The organism is Streptomyces sp. NPDC054813 (genome assembly GCF_053611365.1).
In genome coordinates, this window is the sequence record NZ_JBSHAF010000001.1 from 1 (window position 1) to 15,986 (window position 15,986).

A 15,986-nucleotide genomic window follows, 5' to 3' on the forward strand; every position below is an offset into this window, starting at 1 on the left:
CTCCTTCGGCGTGGCCTTCGTCAGCGGCAGCAGACGGGAGCCGAGTCCGGCGGCGGGGATCACGGCCCTGCGGATCGTCGGTGGCATCAGGTCTCCCTCGGTCGAGCAGGCACACCGGATCGACCGGTACGGCACACGCCGACGCCCGCCGTCGCCCCTGTCGTTCGCCCGTGCCGGCGGACAGTCGCGCGTCTGCGTGAACGTCCAAGTGCTGGTGCATCAGGCCACCGCCTTGGGGTGCTCGGAGTCGTTGTCGGCCCCTGCGGCGCCCCACGCCACCACGAACGGTCGGCGCCGGCCCGCGCAACGGGCTTCGAAGACGTTCGTGACCATCGCCACGGCGCGGCGCAACCATCTCGGCAGCGGCCAAGCAGCGCAGGCCAGATGATCACAGCCGCACCAGCCTCGCGCTTGACCTTCCCGGTGGAGGCGTCAAGGAGTGGCTCCTCGACCGTGCTGTCTTCCCGACCCACTTCAGCCGGCAGGTGACCGTGCCCGCAGCGACGCTCTCGCCAAGGGCCGGCACGGTTACGGAAACCGCCACGACTTCGGTTACTCCTCATGCAATCGCAGGGCGCCCCGGGCGCCCTTGGTCTCTCCACGCCCCGCAGTCCGCAGGTTCACTTCCACGGCGCCACCCCCTCGACGAGGTGCTCACTGCGGCCAGCCGTAGCAATCGCGGGCTTGGACAACCGTCTCCGGGGCGATTGCGCCCACCCGCGCCAACTGGTCCAGGGCGGCAACGACGATCGACTCGGCGTCGACGTGGAAATAGCGGCGTACGGCATCACGGGTGTCCGACAGCCCGAAGCCGTCTGTTCCCAGCGACGTGTAGTCCTGCTCCACCCACTGGCTGATCTGGTCGGGTACCTGCCGCATCCAGTCGCTGACCGCCAGAACGGGCCCTGAAGTGCCCGACAGCGCAGCCGTCACGTACGGAACGCGCTCCTCACCCCGAAGCCGCGCCCTGTCGGCACTCATGCCGTCCCGGCGCAGCTCCGTCCAGGAGGTCACCGACCACACGTCAGCCTGGACTCCCCACTGGGACGTGAGCAGTTCCTGGGCCTCCAGCACCCAGTGGACGGCCGTGCCGGAAGCCAGCAACTGGATCCGCGGTCCCGCGCCCGGCGGCTCCGCCTGCCGGAACCGGTACATGCCCCGGAGGATCCCCTCCTCGACCTCCGGCCCGGCTGGCATGGCCGGCTGCTGCTTGGGCTCGTTGTAGACCGTCAGGTAGTAGAAGACGTCTTCGGGCCGGTCACCGTACATCCGTCGCAGCCCTTCCCTGACGATCACCGCGATCTCGTACGCGAAGGCAGGGTCGTAGCTCACGGCAGCCGGATTCGCGGATGCCAGCAGGTGGGAATGTCCGTCCGCGTGCTGCAGCCCCTCACCGGTCATCGTCGTACGGCCGGCCGTCGCCCCGATGACGAACCCGCGCCCCATCTGGTCTGCCAGGGCCCAGAACTGGTCACCGGTTCGCTGGAAACCGAACATGGCGTAGAACATGTAGAACGGGATCATGGGCTCGCCGTGTGTGGCGTACGAGGTCGCCGCAGCGGTGAACTCGGCCATGGAGCCGGCCTCGGTGATGCCCTCGTCGATGAGCTGGCCGTTCTTGGCTTCGCGGTAGTGGAGCAGCTGATCCGCGTCGACCGGTTCGTAGGTCTGGCCGTGCGGCGAGTAGATGCCGGCTGTCGGGAACAGGGATTCCATCCCGAATGTGCGGGCCTCGTCGGGGATGATCGGCACCCAGCGCCGTCCCGTCTCCTCGACGCGCATCAGGTCCTTGACCAGTCGGACAAGAGCCATGGTGGTGGCCACCTCTTGTTTGCCGAAGCCCTTCGTCAGGGACTCGAAGGGCGCGGCCGGGGGCTGCTGCATCGGCTTGGCGACCACCTTGCGTACCGGGGCCGGACCTCCCAGAGCCGTACGTCGATCGCGCAGGTACTGCACCTCTTCCGAATTCTCACCGGGGTGCCAGTACGGCACCAGGTCGCCGCTCAACGCACTGTCGGGAATGGGAAGTTCAAGCACATCCCGCATGTCACGGAACTGCGCCATGGTCAGCTTCTTCATCTGATGATTGGCGTTGCGGGACTCGAAGCCCGCGCCCAGCGTGTGCCCCTTCACCGTCTGGGCGAGGATGACGGTCGGTGCGCCACGGTGCTGGACTGCGGTGCGATAGGCCGCATGGACCTTGAGCGGTTCGTGCCCGCCCCGCGAGTTCTCGAACAGATCGGTGAGCTGAGCATCGCTGAGCCGGGCGGCGATGCCGGAGAGCGCATCACCGGTGAAGAAGTGCTTGCGCAGGTAAGCGGCGTCCCGCGCGGCGTACGTCTGCATCTGGGCGTCGGGTACCTCGCCCAGGCGGTGGACCAGGGCCCCCGTGGTGTCCTGTCGCAGCACGGCGTCCCAAGCTTCGCCCCAGAGGGACTTCACGACGTTCCAGCCCGCTCCCCGGAACCGGCCCTCAAGTTCCTGAACGATCTTGGAATTCGACCGTACGGGGCCGTCCAGGCGCTGCAGGTTGCAGTTGATGACGAAGGTGAGGTTGTCGAGCCCTTCCCGGGCGGCGAGCGCCAACGCGGCCATCGCCTCGGGCTCGTCCGTTTCCCCGTCCCCGAGGAATGCCCATACGCGGGACCCGGACGTGTCCTTGATGCCGCGCGCGTGCAGGTAGCGGTTGAACCGAGCCTGGTAGATGGCGGCGAGCGGACCAAGTCCCATGGAAACGGTCGGAAACTCCCACAGCCACGGCAGGCGGCGGGGGTGGGGGTAGGACGGCAGTCCGTGACCGTCGGCCTCGCGTCGGAAACTGTCCAACTGCTGCTCGTCGAGGCGCCCTTCCAGGAACACGCGGGCGTAGATGCCGGGCGAGGCATGCCCCTGCACGTACAGCTGATCGCCCGAGCCGTCCCCGTTCTTGCCTTTGAAGAAATGGTTGAACCCGACCTCGTAGAGCCATGCCGCCGAAGCGTAGGTGGCTATGTGGCCGCCGAGCCCCAGGCGGGAGCCGCGTGTCACCATCGCCGCCGCGTTCCAGCGGTTCACGGCGGTGATCCTGGACTCCACGGCGACATCACCGGGAAAGACGGGCTGCGCGGACGCCGGGATCGTGTTGATGTAGTCCGAGGACAAGAGCCCGGGCAGGGCGATCCCGGACCTGGCCGCGTGCTCGTGCACCCGTCGCAGCAAGTACACCGCCCGATCCGGCCCTGCGTTCCGCACGACAGCGTCGAGTGATGCCTGCCATTCGGCGGTCTCCTCGGTGTCCCGGTCGGGTAGTTGGTCGAGCTCGCTCGTCGCAGAGAACTCGGTGGGCCGGGACGGATCACTCATGGCGGCCTTTCTGTCACAGCGTGGGGAGGGGAGAGACCGACTGCCGACACGGAGGTACTCCGGTGTCGACCGGTCAGAGATGTGCGTGGGTGGGGTGAAGTCAGCCGTTCACAACACCTTGGACCGCCCTCATGCCACTTTTGTGACAGTCCTCGACACTGTGAGATTGCTGAGGTCCTGCCGGGCGCGACCCGCAGCGGGAGCTGTACGACAACGACATGGTCACTGAGACCTGCATCACACTGCGGTTCGGTGTCACACCTTGCCGGGCCGTCCGGTCAGTAGTGCGTACCGGCAATTTCGCCTGGAGGACCAATGGACGCACGCCTCAACTACTACGGCAATCCCTTCGCGGGCAAGGTGCTCAAGCAGCTCTTCACGGCCAGCAAGGCGCTGTCTGACTCGACGCTGCCTGCCACCATTCAGTATCTGGTGGAGGTCCGCGCCAGCCAGATCAACGGCTGCGGCTTCTGCACCGACATGCACACCAAGGAGGCCACCCACGCCGGGGAGTCCTCGGTGCGGCTCAACCTGATCGCCGCCTGGCGGGAGGCGACGGTCTTCACCGAGGCCGAGCGCGCCGCGCTGGAACTGGCCGAGCAGGGCACCCGCGTCGCGGACGCGGCCGGTGGAGTCACCGACGAGGCATGGGCGAACGCCGCCAAGCACTTCGACGAGGACCAGCTCACCGCGCTGACGACCCTCATCGCCATCATCAACGCCTACAACCGCATCAACATCATCACCCAGCAGCCGGCCGGCAGCTACAAGGTCGGCATGTTCGGCTGAGCCGGGTCCGGGGCTCAACCGCACGCGGACGGTGCCTGTCCGCGTCACCGCTGCCTTGGCGCGGGAAAAGGCTTCAGAGGCTCGCGGCGTGTCACAGATGCGGTCCACGCTCTGTCTTCGCTGTAACGCAAGTTGTTTTGAGCCCGGAACTGCCGACGCGAGATCGTCCGTTCCGGGCCGGTCTACGGAGGTGTAGCACAATGCACGAAATGCACGAAATGCACTCAGAGGACGGCTTCGGACCCAAGATGCTGGCGGACGTCAAGCCGCCTTTCATTCCCGAGGGTGCTTCGGGAATGACTGTCCTCGTCGAGTGGGCTCCCGGTCACCCCGGGACTCCTCCGCACCGCCACTCGGGGCCGTGTTTCGGCTACGTTCTCGAAGGAGCGGTCCGGTGGGAGCTCGAGGGCGAGCCGGAGCACGTGATCAAGGCCGGTGAGACGTTCTGGGAGCCGGGCGGTGACGTGATCCACTACCAGAACGGCAACGCCTCGTCGGACGCGCCGGCCAAGTACATCGTGTTCATGATGTGCGCGCCGAACCAGCCGATGCTCACCCTGGTCGACGACGAGGAACTGAAGGAGCGGGCCCACCTGCGGTCCCCGCGGCCCACGGACTGAGCTCCCGCCTGCGCACAGGCCGGTTCCGCGCGGAGTGTGTGCTGCACGCTGGCAGCGCAGTTCGCCGCCCCGGCCGTCCGCGCACTGCGGCATGCCGTCGTGCCTTGGGTGGCGCGGCCGAGTGGGCCACTCCAGGGACCGCGGTTCCACTGCAGCACCGCCATGGCCCTTGCCATGGCGGTGCTGCAGGCTCCGGGCACGGCCAACTCGTCGGGCGTCCCGCCGTCGTGACAGCGTGACCGGCTTCAACTGGGCGCCCCGGGAGGCATCCTCCAAGGGCGGGATCAGCAGGCACGCCACCCATCTCGACTACGGATGCGGATAGGGCATGCGCCCCGTACCCCCGGAAGACCTGCGCTGCGCGGTGCCGGCTCGCATCCCCGGCGACGGTCGTTCGCCTGTGACTGCGCGAGGCGCTCAGGCGAGCCAGTCGGTGTAGCGGGTGGGGGCGAGGTGGGCGTCCTTGTCGGTGAGGACGTCGCCCTTGACCACGGCGAACATGCCGGCGGTGGGGTCGGTGACGACGGTGCGGTTGTCGCCCTTGCGGGACAGCGTGAGCCGGCCCAGTTCGTCCAGGGTGAAGACGTCGGGGCCGGCGATGTCGCGGATGCCGTTGAGCGGGGCGCCCGCGGCGACCTCCGCCACCGCCGCTGCCACGTCCGCGGCCGCGATGGGCTGGATGGGCGTGGCGGGCAGCCGGACGGTGTCGGCGTCGGAGGACCAGGAAATGACGTCGTCCATGAACTCCATGAACTGCGTCGCCCGGACGATCGAGTAGGGGACCGGCCCGGTCGCGAGGATGTGCTCCTGGAGCGTCTTGGCCCGGTAGTAGTCCATCTCCGGCACCTGGTCCACGCCGACGATCGAGAGGATGACGAAGTGGCCGACGCCGCCCCTGCGGGCCGCGGCCACAAGGTTGTCCATCGAGGTCTGGAAGAAGGCCGGGGAGGCCTCGTCGAAGGTCGGGGAGTTCGTCAGGTTGACGACGACGTCGGCCCCGGCCAGCGCCTCGTCCACCCCCTGGCCGCTGAGCACGTCGACGCCGGTGGACTTCGAGTGCGGTACCGCCTCGTGCCCGGCGGCGGTCAGGTTCCTGACGACCTGCGACCCGATAAGCCCGGTACCGCCGATGACTGCGACCTTCATGACGTGCCCTTTCGTCGCCAGTACGCCTGAAGTGAGTTATAAGCCACTATATGCGGGGAATACGGGTTTGGCCCGGCCACATGCCGCCCGGCTGCCGAGGGCAGGTTCGTCCACTCAGTCCAGGGCTAAGGACGGGCGACGACCGTAGTGGCCTGGCCGCATGGCCAGGGCTGAGGCACTCGCCAAGCGAGCTGCACACCACCGGCTGTCACAACAGCGGGGACATGTCTGTCAACTGACTGTCCGGATCTGGAAACCCTCCATACGCGAAGGTGCACCAAATATGGCATATGACACTACCGGTGCGTTGGGCTCAGCCCATGGCCCGGAGTCTGGTATCGCATGGCGGCTCGGCACAAAGAGGCCGCGTGACGTAAAAAGGCCGACGGGCGCGGCCTTTCCCGCGTCGATCTCGGCTCAGCGCCCGGCCGTGTACTGCGCCGCTGACGGAGTCATGTCATGACTGAGCGGACCCGGTTGCCCGATCTGTCCACCGGCAAAGACTTCGACGGCGAGACCTTCGCCCCGATCTACACCACGGCCGTGACGGTGAGCGGGGGGATGGTGAGTCACGGGCGGGCCTCGGGAAGGGCACGCTCGGGCGACGGAGTCCTGGATCTCAGCCTGCGCATGCCCGCGGAACTGGGAGGAGACGGCCAGGGGACGAATCCCGAGCAGTTGTTCGCCGCCGGCATCGCCGCCTGTTTTCACGGGGCGCTGAGTCTCGTCGCACGGCAGGCCGCGCTCGACCCCGCAGCGATCTCCGTGGTGGCGACCGTGGCTTTCGGACGGGACCCGGAAGACGGCGGCTACTTGTTGCACGTCGACCTTGAGGTCAGGTGGCCGGACATCGACCTTGCCGTCGCCGCCCCGCTCGTGGAGAAGGCCGATTCACTGTGCCCCTACACGAAGATGGCCCAGCGGGGAACACCGACAAGCATCAGGCTGGCCTCCTAGCCGACGGCGAAGGCTGCCTGTCCAGCTGCATGTCGTTTCCGTAGCCGTTGTGCGCGTCATGCCGGCACACGACGGCTACGGAAAGGGGAGACCGACCGGCCCGGCGCCGGCCGACCACCCGAAGCATCGTGCCCGCCACCCCATGCCGTGACAGTGGTACGAGCCTCCACCGGTAGGTGGCCGAGCAAGTCTCTGGCCGTTGAACAACATCCGGCCGGTTGCGCGCACCGGGCAGACCGAGCCTCAGCCGTCGTAAGTCCACGTTCACAGCGCGTCCGGGGCCACCGGCGGAACCCCGGACCCCGGTTCCATCGCGATCTTGCTCTGCTGGATGATCTCCTGGACGTGAAGCTCGATCTCCTGCGGATTCAGGCCGAGCGCCTTGCCTATGTGCACCGTCCAGACCTCGGCGCGAAGACCGGTCTCGAAATCCAGGTCGGCCCGGACGTTCTCACGTGCGACTTGCCGATTCTGGCTCACCATGACGAATGTGGACAGGAAGATGGCCTCCAGGCTCACGATCATGGTGAGCAGCCCGAACGGGTAGGGGTCGAAGACCGCAACGGAGCCGAACAGCCTGAGGTTGAGGGCGATCCACACCGCGAACCAGACGGCATGGACGTACACGAAGCCCATCGTGCCCGCGAAGGCGGTGATCGCGTCTGCGAGCCGGTCCTGCGACGTGCGCATCCTGGCGAACGCCAGCCGCTCATGGCGCAAGCGGAGGTCGGGGCGTTGAGTAGCGCCGGAAGCGGAGCTCGGCCGGAAGGCCCGGCCTCCGGAGTGAAGGGTCGTTCCCACTTACTGCCTCATTTCCTCACCGGGGACATCATCGCCACCAGCTGCCCATGGCCCCGGCAGCCTGCCTGTTCCGAACCGCTGGTGGGGCAACCAGGCCACCGTGTTCGGCTCGGACCGTGCCGGCTCCCGGCCTCGACCTGGCTGACGGGTGCGTGTGCGTGGCAGTCCACTCGGCGCTCGATGAGGCAAGCTCCGTCATCGATCGGCGTCGGTGCAGGGCTGGGCAATGACGTACGGCATCTTCCGCTCCCTTGCCCGACGGAGATGATCAGTGGTCGGCCGGCTTGCCAAGGCGGTGGTCGACTGGAGATATGACCGTGAAGCCCCCGAGGTTGTGACGGCCGGCGCCTGACCCGCCCAGGTCGTCGCCGGGGTGCGGCACTGCGGGAGCACCGGCCGCAGTGGCCAGCTGACGGGGAAGCCACGAAAGGTGTCACAGATTCCGGAACATCCCGGTCGTACTGAGTGACAATCCCTCGGCGATCGGAGTAGATCGTGGCTATCAGCGAACAACGTATTTCCACCATGGTGCTGGTGATCGGAACGGGAGGTGCTGGGCTGCGAGCGGCGATCGAACTGGCCGAGGCCGGTGTCGACGTCCTCGCGGTCGGCAAGCGCCCCAAGGAGGACGCGCATACGGCGCTCGCCGCCGGAGGAATCAACGCGGCCCTCGGCACCATGGATCCCGAGGACAGCTGGCAGCAGCATGCAGCGGACACGCTCAAGGAGAGCTATCTGCTCGCCGATCCCCGCACCGTGGAGATCGTCGCCCAGGGCGCCGCTCGGGGCATCGGCGACCTGGAACGCTACGGCATGGCCTTCGCTCGCGAGGAGGACGGACGGATCTCCCAGCGCTTCTTCGGCGCGCACAAGTTCCGGCGGACGGCGTTTGCCGGCGACTACACCGGTCTGGAGATCCAGCGCACGCTCATCCGGCGCGCGGACCAGCTGAACGTTCCGGTGCTCGATGGTGTCTACATCACCCGGCTTCTGGTCCATGACGGTGCCGTCTTCGGTGCCTACGGCTTCGATCTCACCCATGGAACGCGGTACCTGATCCACGCCGACGCCGTCATCCTTGCCGCTGGCGGTCACACCCGCATCTGGCGACGAACGTCCTCCCGGCGCGACGAGAACACAGGCGATTCGTTCCGCCTGGCCGTGGAGGCCGGCGCCCGTCTGCGCGACCCCGAACTGGTGCAGTTCCATCCCTCCGGGATCATCGAACCCGAGAACGCGGCCGGCACCCTCGTCAGCGAGGCCGCGCGCGGTGAGGGCGGCATCCTGCGCAACGCGCTCGGCGAGCGCTTCATGAACCGCTACGACCCTGCGCGCATGGAGTTGTCGACCCGCGACCGCGTGGCCCTGGCCTCCTACACGGAGATCAAGGAAGGGCGGGGGACGCCCAAGGGCGGAGTGTGGCTCGACGTCTCCCATCTGCCACGGCAGACGATCATGACGCGTCTCCCCCGTGTCTACCAGACCCTGCTCGATCTGCAGATGCTGGACATCACCCGCGATCCCATCGAGATCGCGCCCACCGCGCACTATTCGATGGGTGGGGTGTGGGTACGTCACGAGGACCACAGCACCGACGTGCGCGGTCTGTACGCCATCGGTGAGGCGTCGAGCGGCCTGCACGGTGCCAATCGCCTCGGGGGGAACAGCCTCATCGAACTGCTGGTCTTCGGCCGCATCACGGGCCAGGCGGCAGCCGCCTACTCGCAGTCCCTGACCGCCCAGCCGCGGTCGGCGTCAGCCGTCGCACAGGCCCGCGCGGAGATCGACGATCTGCTGGTGGCCGACGGACCGGAGAACGTCCGCGCCCTGCAGCGCGCCATCCGCAACACCATGACAGAGCACGCCGGAGTCGTACGTGACGAACAAGGCCTGCGCGCGGGGCTGACGGAGCTCACGGCGATCGAGAAGAGGATGGAGGACGTCGGCGTCCACCCGGACATCGCCGGCTTCCAGGATCTCGCGCACGCCTTTGATCTCAAGTCCGCGGCACTGTCGGCCCGGGCCACCCTCGAAGCAGCACTTGAGCGTCGTGAGACCCGCGGCTGCCACAACCGCAGCGACTACCCCCAACTGGACCCCGCTCAGCAGGTCAACCTCGTGTGGTCGCCCACGGCTGGTATCACCCGCGAGAGCATTCCTGCCATCCCCGACGAGATTTCCTCTCTGATGGCGGAGATCTCGACCGATGGAAAGCTCGCCGAATAACGCCGTGTCGCGACCGGATGAACAGCCTCACCTTTCTCGATTCTTACGAATCCCTGTCACAAATAGGCCTGCTGTCCGGTCTCTCCTAGCGCAGACCAAAATTACTTCGGCGCCGACGAGGAACTCGTCACAGCCGCGCGCCGCAGCATGAATACCTACGAAAGGACACCGCTATGAAGGTCGTAGTGATCGGTGGAACCGGGCTCATCGGCTCGAAGCTGATGGGCAAGCTCAACGAGTACGGGCACGAGGCGGTCGCGGCCTCGCCCAACACCGGCGTCAACACTCTGACCGGCGAAGGGCTGTCCGAGGCGCTGCAGGGCGCGTCGATCGTGATCGACGTGTCCAACTCCCCCTCGTGGGGCGACGAAGAAGTCATGAACTTCTTCCGCACCTCGACCACCAATCTCCTGAAGGCCGAGGCGGACGCCGGCGTGACGCACCACGTGGCGCTGTCCGTGGTCGGTACCGACCGCCTTCAGGAGAGCGGCTACTTCCGTGCCAAGCAGGCACAGGAAGAGCTGATCAAGGCCTCCGGCATCCCGTACTCCATCGTCCACGCCACTCAGTTCTTCGAGTTCGTCAGCGGCATCGCGGACATCTCGACCGAGGGCGACACCGTGCGTCTGGCCCCCGTCAAGTTCCAGCCCATCTACTCCGACGACGTGGCCGCGGCCGTCGGCCGCACCGCGGTCGGCGCCCCGGTCAACGGAGTGGTGGAGGTCGCCGGCCCGGACGTGTTCCAGCTCGACGAACTCATCCGTCAGGTACTCGCCGACAAGGACGACACCCGCACGGTCGTCACGGACCCGAGCGCCCCGTACTCCGGTGCCGGGCTGAAGGAGACCACGCTCGTGCCAGGTCCTGACGCGCATATCGCCGCGACCCGGTTCACCGAATGGCTCGGGCAGCAGCGGTAGGCCCTGCGAGTGGCCCCTGGCGGCAGCCAGGGGCCGACCCGGACGCAGATTCGCCGCAGAACGCGCCCCTGTCTGAGATCCACGCACGAAGGAACCGGCTCGCCATGTTCAACCGCATGGAAACCACTCTTTATCGCACCGCCCCCTTTGCAGGGCTGACCGGCGTCTACGCCATCGACCCGGTCCACAGCACAATCGGGTTTTCCGTCCGGTACGGCATGGTCACGAACGTGCACGGAAAATTCACCGCCTTCGAGGGGATAGTCAAGCTCGACGGAGAATGTCCCACTCGGTCCGAAGCCTTCCTCAGTGCCCAGACCTGTAGCGTCGACACGGGATATCCGGAACGGGACGCGCATGTCACCGGCCCGGATTTCCTCGATGCTGCGACGTTCCCTCTCATGAGCTTCCGCTCGGGCGGAATCCTCCATGCCGGTCGCGACCGCTTCCGCATGGCGGGATACCTCCTGATCAAGGACATCGAACTGCCCGTCAACGTCGACCTCGGGTTCTGCGGAGCGAGCCGAAACGCTCACCGTCACAACCGTGTCGGTTTCACGGGCACGGCCACCTTGCAGCGTTCCGACTGGGGGCTCGACGGCAACAGGGCCCTGGCCACGGGCGGAGTTCTGATCAGCGACAAGGTGAAGGTGACTCTCGACATCCGTGCCGTGCGGCTGGACCGGACACAAGGCGCATAGGCCGCGAGACGCCTGCCGGCGTATCCAGCAGAAGGACACACGATGACGCAAGCCGCGGAGAACGGCATCGGCCTGGCGGCCACAGTCGTGGCGCTGACCGCCGAAGCCGCCGAACTGCAAACGCGTATCAACGCGCTTCGCGAAGAACTCGCGGCGCTCAACGAGCAGATGAAAGCCATCACCGCCGCTCTGCGGCAGCCTCCGTCCCGTTGAGCAGTCGAACGGACCGCGGATGTCCGGCACTCGGCGCCGACCGGCCGTGCCGCCCGCGTGGCTCACACAACCGGAGCACAAGCTGTCCGCAGCATAGGCGCCCGGCGAACGCGGACCGCACGACTGACGTCGTTGCGGATCCTCCGCAGAGCACGATGCAGTCCGAGGCGGATGCCGTGCCTCCGCCGCCGTCCGCACCCTGAAGCGGCAGCGTGGCCAACCCCATCACCACCGCGGCCCGCACCCGCTGATCCACACAACCGCGCGATCTTGGTGGCGACGGTGACCACCAGGATCGGGCAAGCCACGAGAACACGCCGCTGCGCTGTCGGCTCGGCGCCCAGCCGCGCCCCTTCTGGCCGGACCGCGCGATGTTCTCCGCCCTCGCCCGGCACTTGCCGGGCGAGGGCGCTCCGGCCGGCGGCGAGCGGGGCGGCCCGCTGCGGGGCCGCTGCACCGGCGCGCCCGGCGGGTGGGGCTTCGCCCTCCCCCACGCTGACGCCGATGCCGCAGAGGCCGATGACCGCGGGCGCCGAACGCATGACCCCGCCGCGCCCTGGCCCACGGATATCCCATCTGTGACCAGCGCGTGCAGCCTCGTAGGTGGGGAGACCGCTCAGCGCTCACCGGCCGGACCCGGCCACAACGCCCGCACTGCGTCAGGCACCTCGGCCACAGCAGCCTGATCGAGCAGAGCCACCTGAAGGATGTAACCGGGGAGGATGGAGAGCATCGTTGATGCGATCCCCTCGGCCGTCGCGTTCGCGGGCAGACCACCGCTTTCCTGGTGGTCACGGACCAAGGTGACCAGATATGCGCGTATGCGGCCCATGAGATGGTCGAGCTTGCGCGCCAGCGAGCGGTTGCGCATAGCCTCTCCCCAGACCAGAACCGCGAGGCCGGCGACGTCTTCCTCGTCGGACTTGGCCCGAATCACGTCGAGCAGTTCCGCCAGGACCGCCCCAACGGATTGGCCCTGCCGGTTCGTGGCGATGGCGAGCGTGTTGTCGAGGACATCACGCATGTTCTCCTCGGCGATCGCGAGGATCATCTCGTCCTTGCTGGTGAAGTGCCGATACACCGCGCCCGCGGACAGCCCTGCCTCCGCGAACAGGTCCTGCATGGACGTGGAGTGGAACCCGTCACGGAGGAAACAACGGCGCGCCGCGTCCAGGATCTGGGTGCGACGGGCGTCCATGTGCTGCTGGGTGACCTTGGGCATGGGACCAGCGTAGCAAAGAAAACGAACATTCGTGTTGACGTTTACCGACGCAGCAGGCCAGACTGAAGACTAAAGAAAACGATCATTCTTTTTCGAGAGGCCCGGCTGTGAAGAACCCCTTGTCACGACACCCGGCATGGCGCGAAGTAGCCATCGCCGCCGTGGTGCTGCCCATAGCGATCACTCTGGCGGTGATGGCGTTCGCCTGGCCGGCGGGGCGGATCTCGCCGCGCGACGTGCCGGTCGGGATCGTGGGCACGGGTCCGGCCGGCCAGCGCGCGGTGGAGGGGCTGACCCATGAGATGCCCGGCGCGTTCGACTTCCACCTCTATCCCGACCAGCAGGCCGCGCGGTCGGCAATCAAGAACCGGGATGTCTACGGCGCCTTCGCCGTCTCCGGCCACGGCATCACGGTGCTGAAGGCCACCGCCGCCAGCCCCTCCGTGGCCCAGCTTCTGACCGATGTCGGACAGCAGTTGGCCGGCAAGGCCACCCAGCAGATGGCCGCCCGGCAGAAGGCTGCCGAGCGGAAGGCCGCCGAGCAGGAGGCCGGCGGTGCGCATTCCCCGGCGAAGGTCCACAAGCAGGCGGCCGCCCAGCAGGGCGCTGCCGGGCGGAAGGCCGCCGCGCAGGGAGCCGCCAGTGCCGATTCCTCGGTGACGGTCCTCGCGAAGGCGGTCGACGTGGTGCCCGTCGCCACAGACGACCCCCGGGGTGTGGTGTTCAGCTCATCGGTTTTCCCGCTCACGATCTGCGGCATCCTGATCGGGGCGTTTGTCACGATGGCTCGCGGCCTGGCCCGCCCGCGGCACCGAGTGCTGACACTTCTCGTCGCATGCGCCGTAGCGGCCCTCGGCGTCTATCTCGTGGCCCAGGGTTTCCTCGGGGCGCTGCCCCACAATCACGTGGCCACGTGGGCGATCCTGTCACTCGACCTGCTCTCCATCAGCGCCACCGCCGCCGGCGTGATCCGGCTTCTCGGGCCGGCGGGCCTCGGGCTCAGCGCCGCGCTCATGGTCTTCGTCGGAAACGCGTTCTCCGGCGCCACCTCCGCTCCGGAGATGCTTCCCAAGGGCGTGGACTCCGTCGGCCAGTGGCTGCCCCCGGGCGCCGGAGCCAGTCTGCTTCGCGACACCACGTACTTCGACGGCAACGCCGAAGCCGGCCACCTTGCCGTTCTCGCCCTGTGGAGCGTCTGCGGGCTCACAGCAGTCATGTGCGGCCACTGGGTCATCAGGGAACCCCGCGGCACGAAGACCGGTGCGGCGACTTCCGGGGAACTGCTCCCTGCCCTGCCCGGGTCCGGCACCGCTGTGCCGGTTCGGCGTCACGCGCACGCTCACGCCCGTCGCCAGGACGGCGACGACTGATGCCGAGCGCTTGAAGTGCGCAATCAGGCCCTGACCGCCGGCAACTTCGGCACAGTACGGATACCCACCATGCCTACCCCACAACACCCTCAGCCGGCACGCCGGACCGCGCATCCGCAGTCAGCCGATGAATCTCCGGCCATCACTCGGGCCTTCACCCTGCTCAGCAGACGCTGGAACGGCCTGGTCCTCATGGCTCTGGCCAAAGGCCCGTCCGACTTCGCTGAGATTCGCGAGCGCCTCCCCGGCATCAGCAACCGCATGCTCGCCCAGCGGCTCCAGGAACTGACCGCGATCGATCTGGTCGCCCAGGACGTCCGGCCCGAGGTGTCATCGCGAACCCGTTACGCACTCTCTCCACACGGCAAGGCCTTCCTCATCCCCCTGGCCATTCTGTTCTTGTGGGCGGAAGATCACCTTCCGGCAAGCAGCCCACCGGCATCTGATCAACCGGCCGCACCAGGCCACTGACCTCCCATTCCGCGCCGGCAGCAGGAGCTGCAGCCGGACACATGCCTCGCCGGGGTCGAACGACACCAGCATGAAAGGGAGCACCGTTCACGACCGCGGCAGGGCAAGAACCGGCGGTGGCTTCGCTGTCGTCTGCGGGATCCGACCAAGCACGCGGAAAAGTATCGGGCCGGGTCCACAGGGCACGGTGTGGATCACGAGGGGCTTCGAGATACCCACCCCCCGGGGCCCGGAACACCGCTGGGCAGTCGGCGGCTCCGGTATGGCTTCCTGCCTCGCCACGACCACTGCGCCACTTCTCACGATGCGAACGCTTCCGCGTGACCGGCCGCACAGGGCGCGAACCGGCACTACCGCAATCTGTAGCACTGCATGCATATTGCTGCATTTCGTGGTCTTGTGACTGACAGGGGGCACGTAGAGCAGACGAGGGAGACGGTGAACTTGGACGTCTACGAGGCGGTCACGAGCCGACGAGCCGTACGTGGATTCATCGACCGGCCCGTCCCGAGAGAGGTACTGGAGCGGGTGCTCTCCGCTGCGGCTTGGGCGCCGTCCGGGTCGAACCTCCAGCCCTGGCACGTCTACGTGCTGACCGGCCGACCGCTGGCCGAACTCAAGGAGCTCGCCGGCCGGCGCGTGACCGCGTCCGATCCCTGGGACGAGCGGGAATACGAGATGTACCCGCCGACACTGAAGTCCCCGTACCGCGAGCGCCGGTCCGCCTTCGGTGCGGAGCGCTACAGCGCACTCGGTATCGCGCACGAGGACTGGGAGGCGCGCCAGCGAGCCGCTTCCGCGAACTGGAAATGCTTCGGCGCGCCCGCCGCCCTGTTCTGCTACGTCGACCGAGGTCTGGGCCGGCCCCAGTGGTCCGACGTGGGCATGTATCTGCAGACCGTGATGCTGCTGCTCCGCGCCGAAGGGCTGCACAGCTGCCCGCAGATGGCGTGGTCGGTCTATCGCAAGACCGTCGCGGAGGTCCTGTCGCCCCCGGCCGACCTCATCCTCTTCTGCGGCATGTCCATCGGGTTCGAAGACACCGCAGTGCCCTACACCCGTACGGGCCGAGCACCGCTCGACGAGACGGTCACATTTGTCGATGAATAGTCAGCGGTACCCGTGAGAACGCCGCTCGGACATCCATGAAGCGTTCCTCGAACTCACCTGCCGCCTCATCACCCAGCGACAACTCGGCTCACTGAGCC

14 protein-coding genes are annotated in these 15,986 nt (G+C 67.4%); 10 read left to right on the forward strand and 4 right to left on the reverse strand.

The window, feature by feature from the left end; all coding sequences use genetic code 11:
- Positions 1-654: 654 nt before the first annotated feature.
- Positions 655-3,342 (reverse strand): pyruvate dehydrogenase (acetyl-transferring), homodimeric type, encoded by a 2,688-nt coding sequence (aceE, locus tag ACWGJB_RS00005; RefSeq protein ID WP_453378008.1) that lies wholly within the window; start codon positions 3,340-3,342, stop codon positions 655-657.
- A gap of 315 nt (positions 3,343-3,657) precedes the next feature.
- On the opposite strand from aceE, the gene ACWGJB_RS00010 reads away from it, so the two are divergent.
- On the forward strand, positions 3,658-4,131 hold the full coding sequence (locus tag ACWGJB_RS00010; protein ID WP_453378009.1) for a carboxymuconolactone decarboxylase family protein: 474 nt from the start codon (positions 3,658-3,660) through the stop codon (positions 4,129-4,131).
- A gap of 200 nt (positions 4,132-4,331) precedes the next feature.
- Positions 4,332-4,751: a cupin domain-containing protein gene (locus ACWGJB_RS00015; RefSeq protein ID WP_453378010.1), complete on the forward strand. Its 420-nt coding sequence runs from the start codon at positions 4,332-4,334 to the stop codon at positions 4,749-4,751.
- Positions 4,752-5,168: 417 nt separating this feature from the next.
- Here ACWGJB_RS00015 and ACWGJB_RS00020 read toward each other — a convergent pair whose 3' ends face one another.
- Complete coding sequence (locus ACWGJB_RS00020; protein WP_453378011.1) at positions 5,169-5,897, reverse strand: SDR family oxidoreductase; 729 nt, start codon at positions 5,895-5,897, stop codon at positions 5,169-5,171.
- A gap of 459 nt (positions 5,898-6,356) precedes the next feature.
- Between ACWGJB_RS00020 and ACWGJB_RS00025 the strand changes: the two genes are divergently transcribed.
- Positions 6,357-6,854 (forward strand): Ohr family peroxiredoxin, encoded by a 498-nt coding sequence (locus ACWGJB_RS00025; protein WP_453378012.1) that lies wholly within the window; start codon positions 6,357-6,359, stop codon positions 6,852-6,854.
- A gap of 264 nt (positions 6,855-7,118) precedes the next feature.
- Here ACWGJB_RS00025 and ACWGJB_RS00030 read toward each other — a convergent pair whose 3' ends face one another.
- On the reverse strand, positions 7,119-7,544 hold the full coding sequence (locus ACWGJB_RS00030) for a DUF1003 domain-containing protein (RefSeq protein WP_453378013.1): 426 nt from the start codon (positions 7,542-7,544) through the stop codon (positions 7,119-7,121).
- Positions 7,545-8,180: 636 nt separating this feature from the next.
- Between ACWGJB_RS00030 and ACWGJB_RS00035 the strand changes: the two genes are divergently transcribed.
- The 4 genes from ACWGJB_RS00035 to ACWGJB_RS00050 all read left to right on the forward strand — a co-directional run bounded on the left by ACWGJB_RS00035 (position 8,181) and on the right by ACWGJB_RS00050 (position 11,715).
- Positions 8,181-9,881 (forward strand): L-aspartate oxidase, encoded by a 1,701-nt coding sequence (locus ACWGJB_RS00035; RefSeq protein ID WP_453378560.1) that lies wholly within the window; start codon positions 8,181-8,183, stop codon positions 9,879-9,881.
- A 173-nt stretch (positions 9,882-10,054) separates the two neighbouring features.
- The gene (locus ACWGJB_RS00040) at positions 10,055-10,801 is read left to right on the forward strand and encodes an SDR family oxidoreductase (protein WP_453378014.1); all 747 of its coding nucleotides are present in this window, start codon (positions 10,055-10,057) and stop codon (positions 10,799-10,801) included.
- A gap of 104 nt (positions 10,802-10,905) precedes the next feature.
- Entirely contained in the window at positions 10,906-11,502 is a 597-nt protein-coding gene (locus ACWGJB_RS00045; RefSeq protein WP_453378015.1) for a YceI family protein, read from the forward strand.
- A gap of 42 nt (positions 11,503-11,544) precedes the next feature.
- Complete coding sequence (locus ACWGJB_RS00050) at positions 11,545-11,715, forward strand: hypothetical protein (protein WP_453378016.1); 171 nt, start codon at positions 11,545-11,547, stop codon at positions 11,713-11,715.
- 616 nt (positions 11,716-12,331) lie between these two features.
- Here the strand turns inward: ACWGJB_RS00050 and ACWGJB_RS00055 are convergent.
- Complete coding sequence (locus ACWGJB_RS00055; RefSeq protein WP_453378017.1) at positions 12,332-12,937, reverse strand: TetR/AcrR family transcriptional regulator; 606 nt, start codon at positions 12,935-12,937, stop codon at positions 12,332-12,334.
- Between the two features lie 119 nt (positions 12,938-13,056).
- On the opposite strand from ACWGJB_RS00055, the gene ACWGJB_RS00060 reads away from it, so the two are divergent.
- The 3 genes from ACWGJB_RS00060 to ACWGJB_RS00070 all read left to right on the forward strand — a co-directional run bounded on the left by ACWGJB_RS00060 (position 13,057) and on the right by ACWGJB_RS00070 (position 15,888).
- Positions 13,057-14,307, forward strand: a complete 1,251-nt coding sequence (locus ACWGJB_RS00060; RefSeq protein WP_453378018.1) for an ABC transporter permease — start codon at positions 13,057-13,059, stop codon at positions 14,305-14,307.
- Between the two features lie 15 nt (positions 14,308-14,322).
- Positions 14,323-14,778, forward strand: coding sequence for a winged helix-turn-helix transcriptional regulator (locus ACWGJB_RS00065; RefSeq protein WP_453378019.1), 456 nt, complete (start codon positions 14,323-14,325; stop codon positions 14,776-14,778).
- A 444-nt stretch (positions 14,779-15,222) separates the two neighbouring features.
- A complete protein-coding gene (locus ACWGJB_RS00070) occupies positions 15,223-15,888 on the forward strand; it encodes a nitroreductase (RefSeq protein ID WP_453378561.1) in 666 nt (221 codons plus the stop codon).
- Positions 15,889-15,986: the final 98 nt, after the last annotated feature.

What these genes read in the sequence shown, in the direction of transcription:
- aceE (WP_453378008.1), bottom strand. Translation starts at nt 3,342, where the DNA reads ATGAGTGATCCGTCCCGGCCCACCGAGTTCTCTGCGACGAGCGAGCTC.
- ACWGJB_RS00055 (WP_453378017.1), bottom strand. Translation starts at nt 12,937, where the DNA reads ATGCCCAAGGTCACCCAGCAGCACATGGACGCCCGTCGCACCCAGATC.
- ACWGJB_RS00020 (WP_453378011.1), bottom strand. Translation starts at nt 5,897, where the DNA reads ATGAAGGTCGCAGTCATCGGCGGTACCGGGCTTATCGGGTCGCAGGTC.
- ACWGJB_RS00025 (WP_453378012.1), top strand. Translation starts at nt 6,357, where the DNA reads ATGACTGAGCGGACCCGGTTGCCCGATCTGTCCACCGGCAAAGACTTC.
- ACWGJB_RS00015 (WP_453378010.1), top strand. Translation starts at nt 4,332, where the DNA reads ATGCACGAAATGCACGAAATGCACTCAGAGGACGGCTTCGGACCCAAG.
- ACWGJB_RS00045 (WP_453378015.1), top strand. Translation starts at nt 10,906, where the DNA reads ATGTTCAACCGCATGGAAACCACTCTTTATCGCACCGCCCCCTTTGCA.
- ACWGJB_RS00040 (WP_453378014.1), top strand. Translation starts at nt 10,055, where the DNA reads ATGAAGGTCGTAGTGATCGGTGGAACCGGGCTCATCGGCTCGAAGCTG.
- ACWGJB_RS00050 (WP_453378016.1), top strand. Translation starts at nt 11,545, where the DNA reads ATGACGCAAGCCGCGGAGAACGGCATCGGCCTGGCGGCCACAGTCGTG.
- ACWGJB_RS00035 (WP_453378560.1), top strand. Translation starts at nt 8,181, where the DNA reads ATGGTGCTGGTGATCGGAACGGGAGGTGCTGGGCTGCGAGCGGCGATC.
- ACWGJB_RS00030 (WP_453378013.1), bottom strand. Translation starts at nt 7,544, where the DNA reads ATGCGCACGTCGCAGGACCGGCTCGCAGACGCGATCACCGCCTTCGCG.
- ACWGJB_RS00010 (WP_453378009.1), top strand. Translation starts at nt 3,658, where the DNA reads ATGGACGCACGCCTCAACTACTACGGCAATCCCTTCGCGGGCAAGGTG.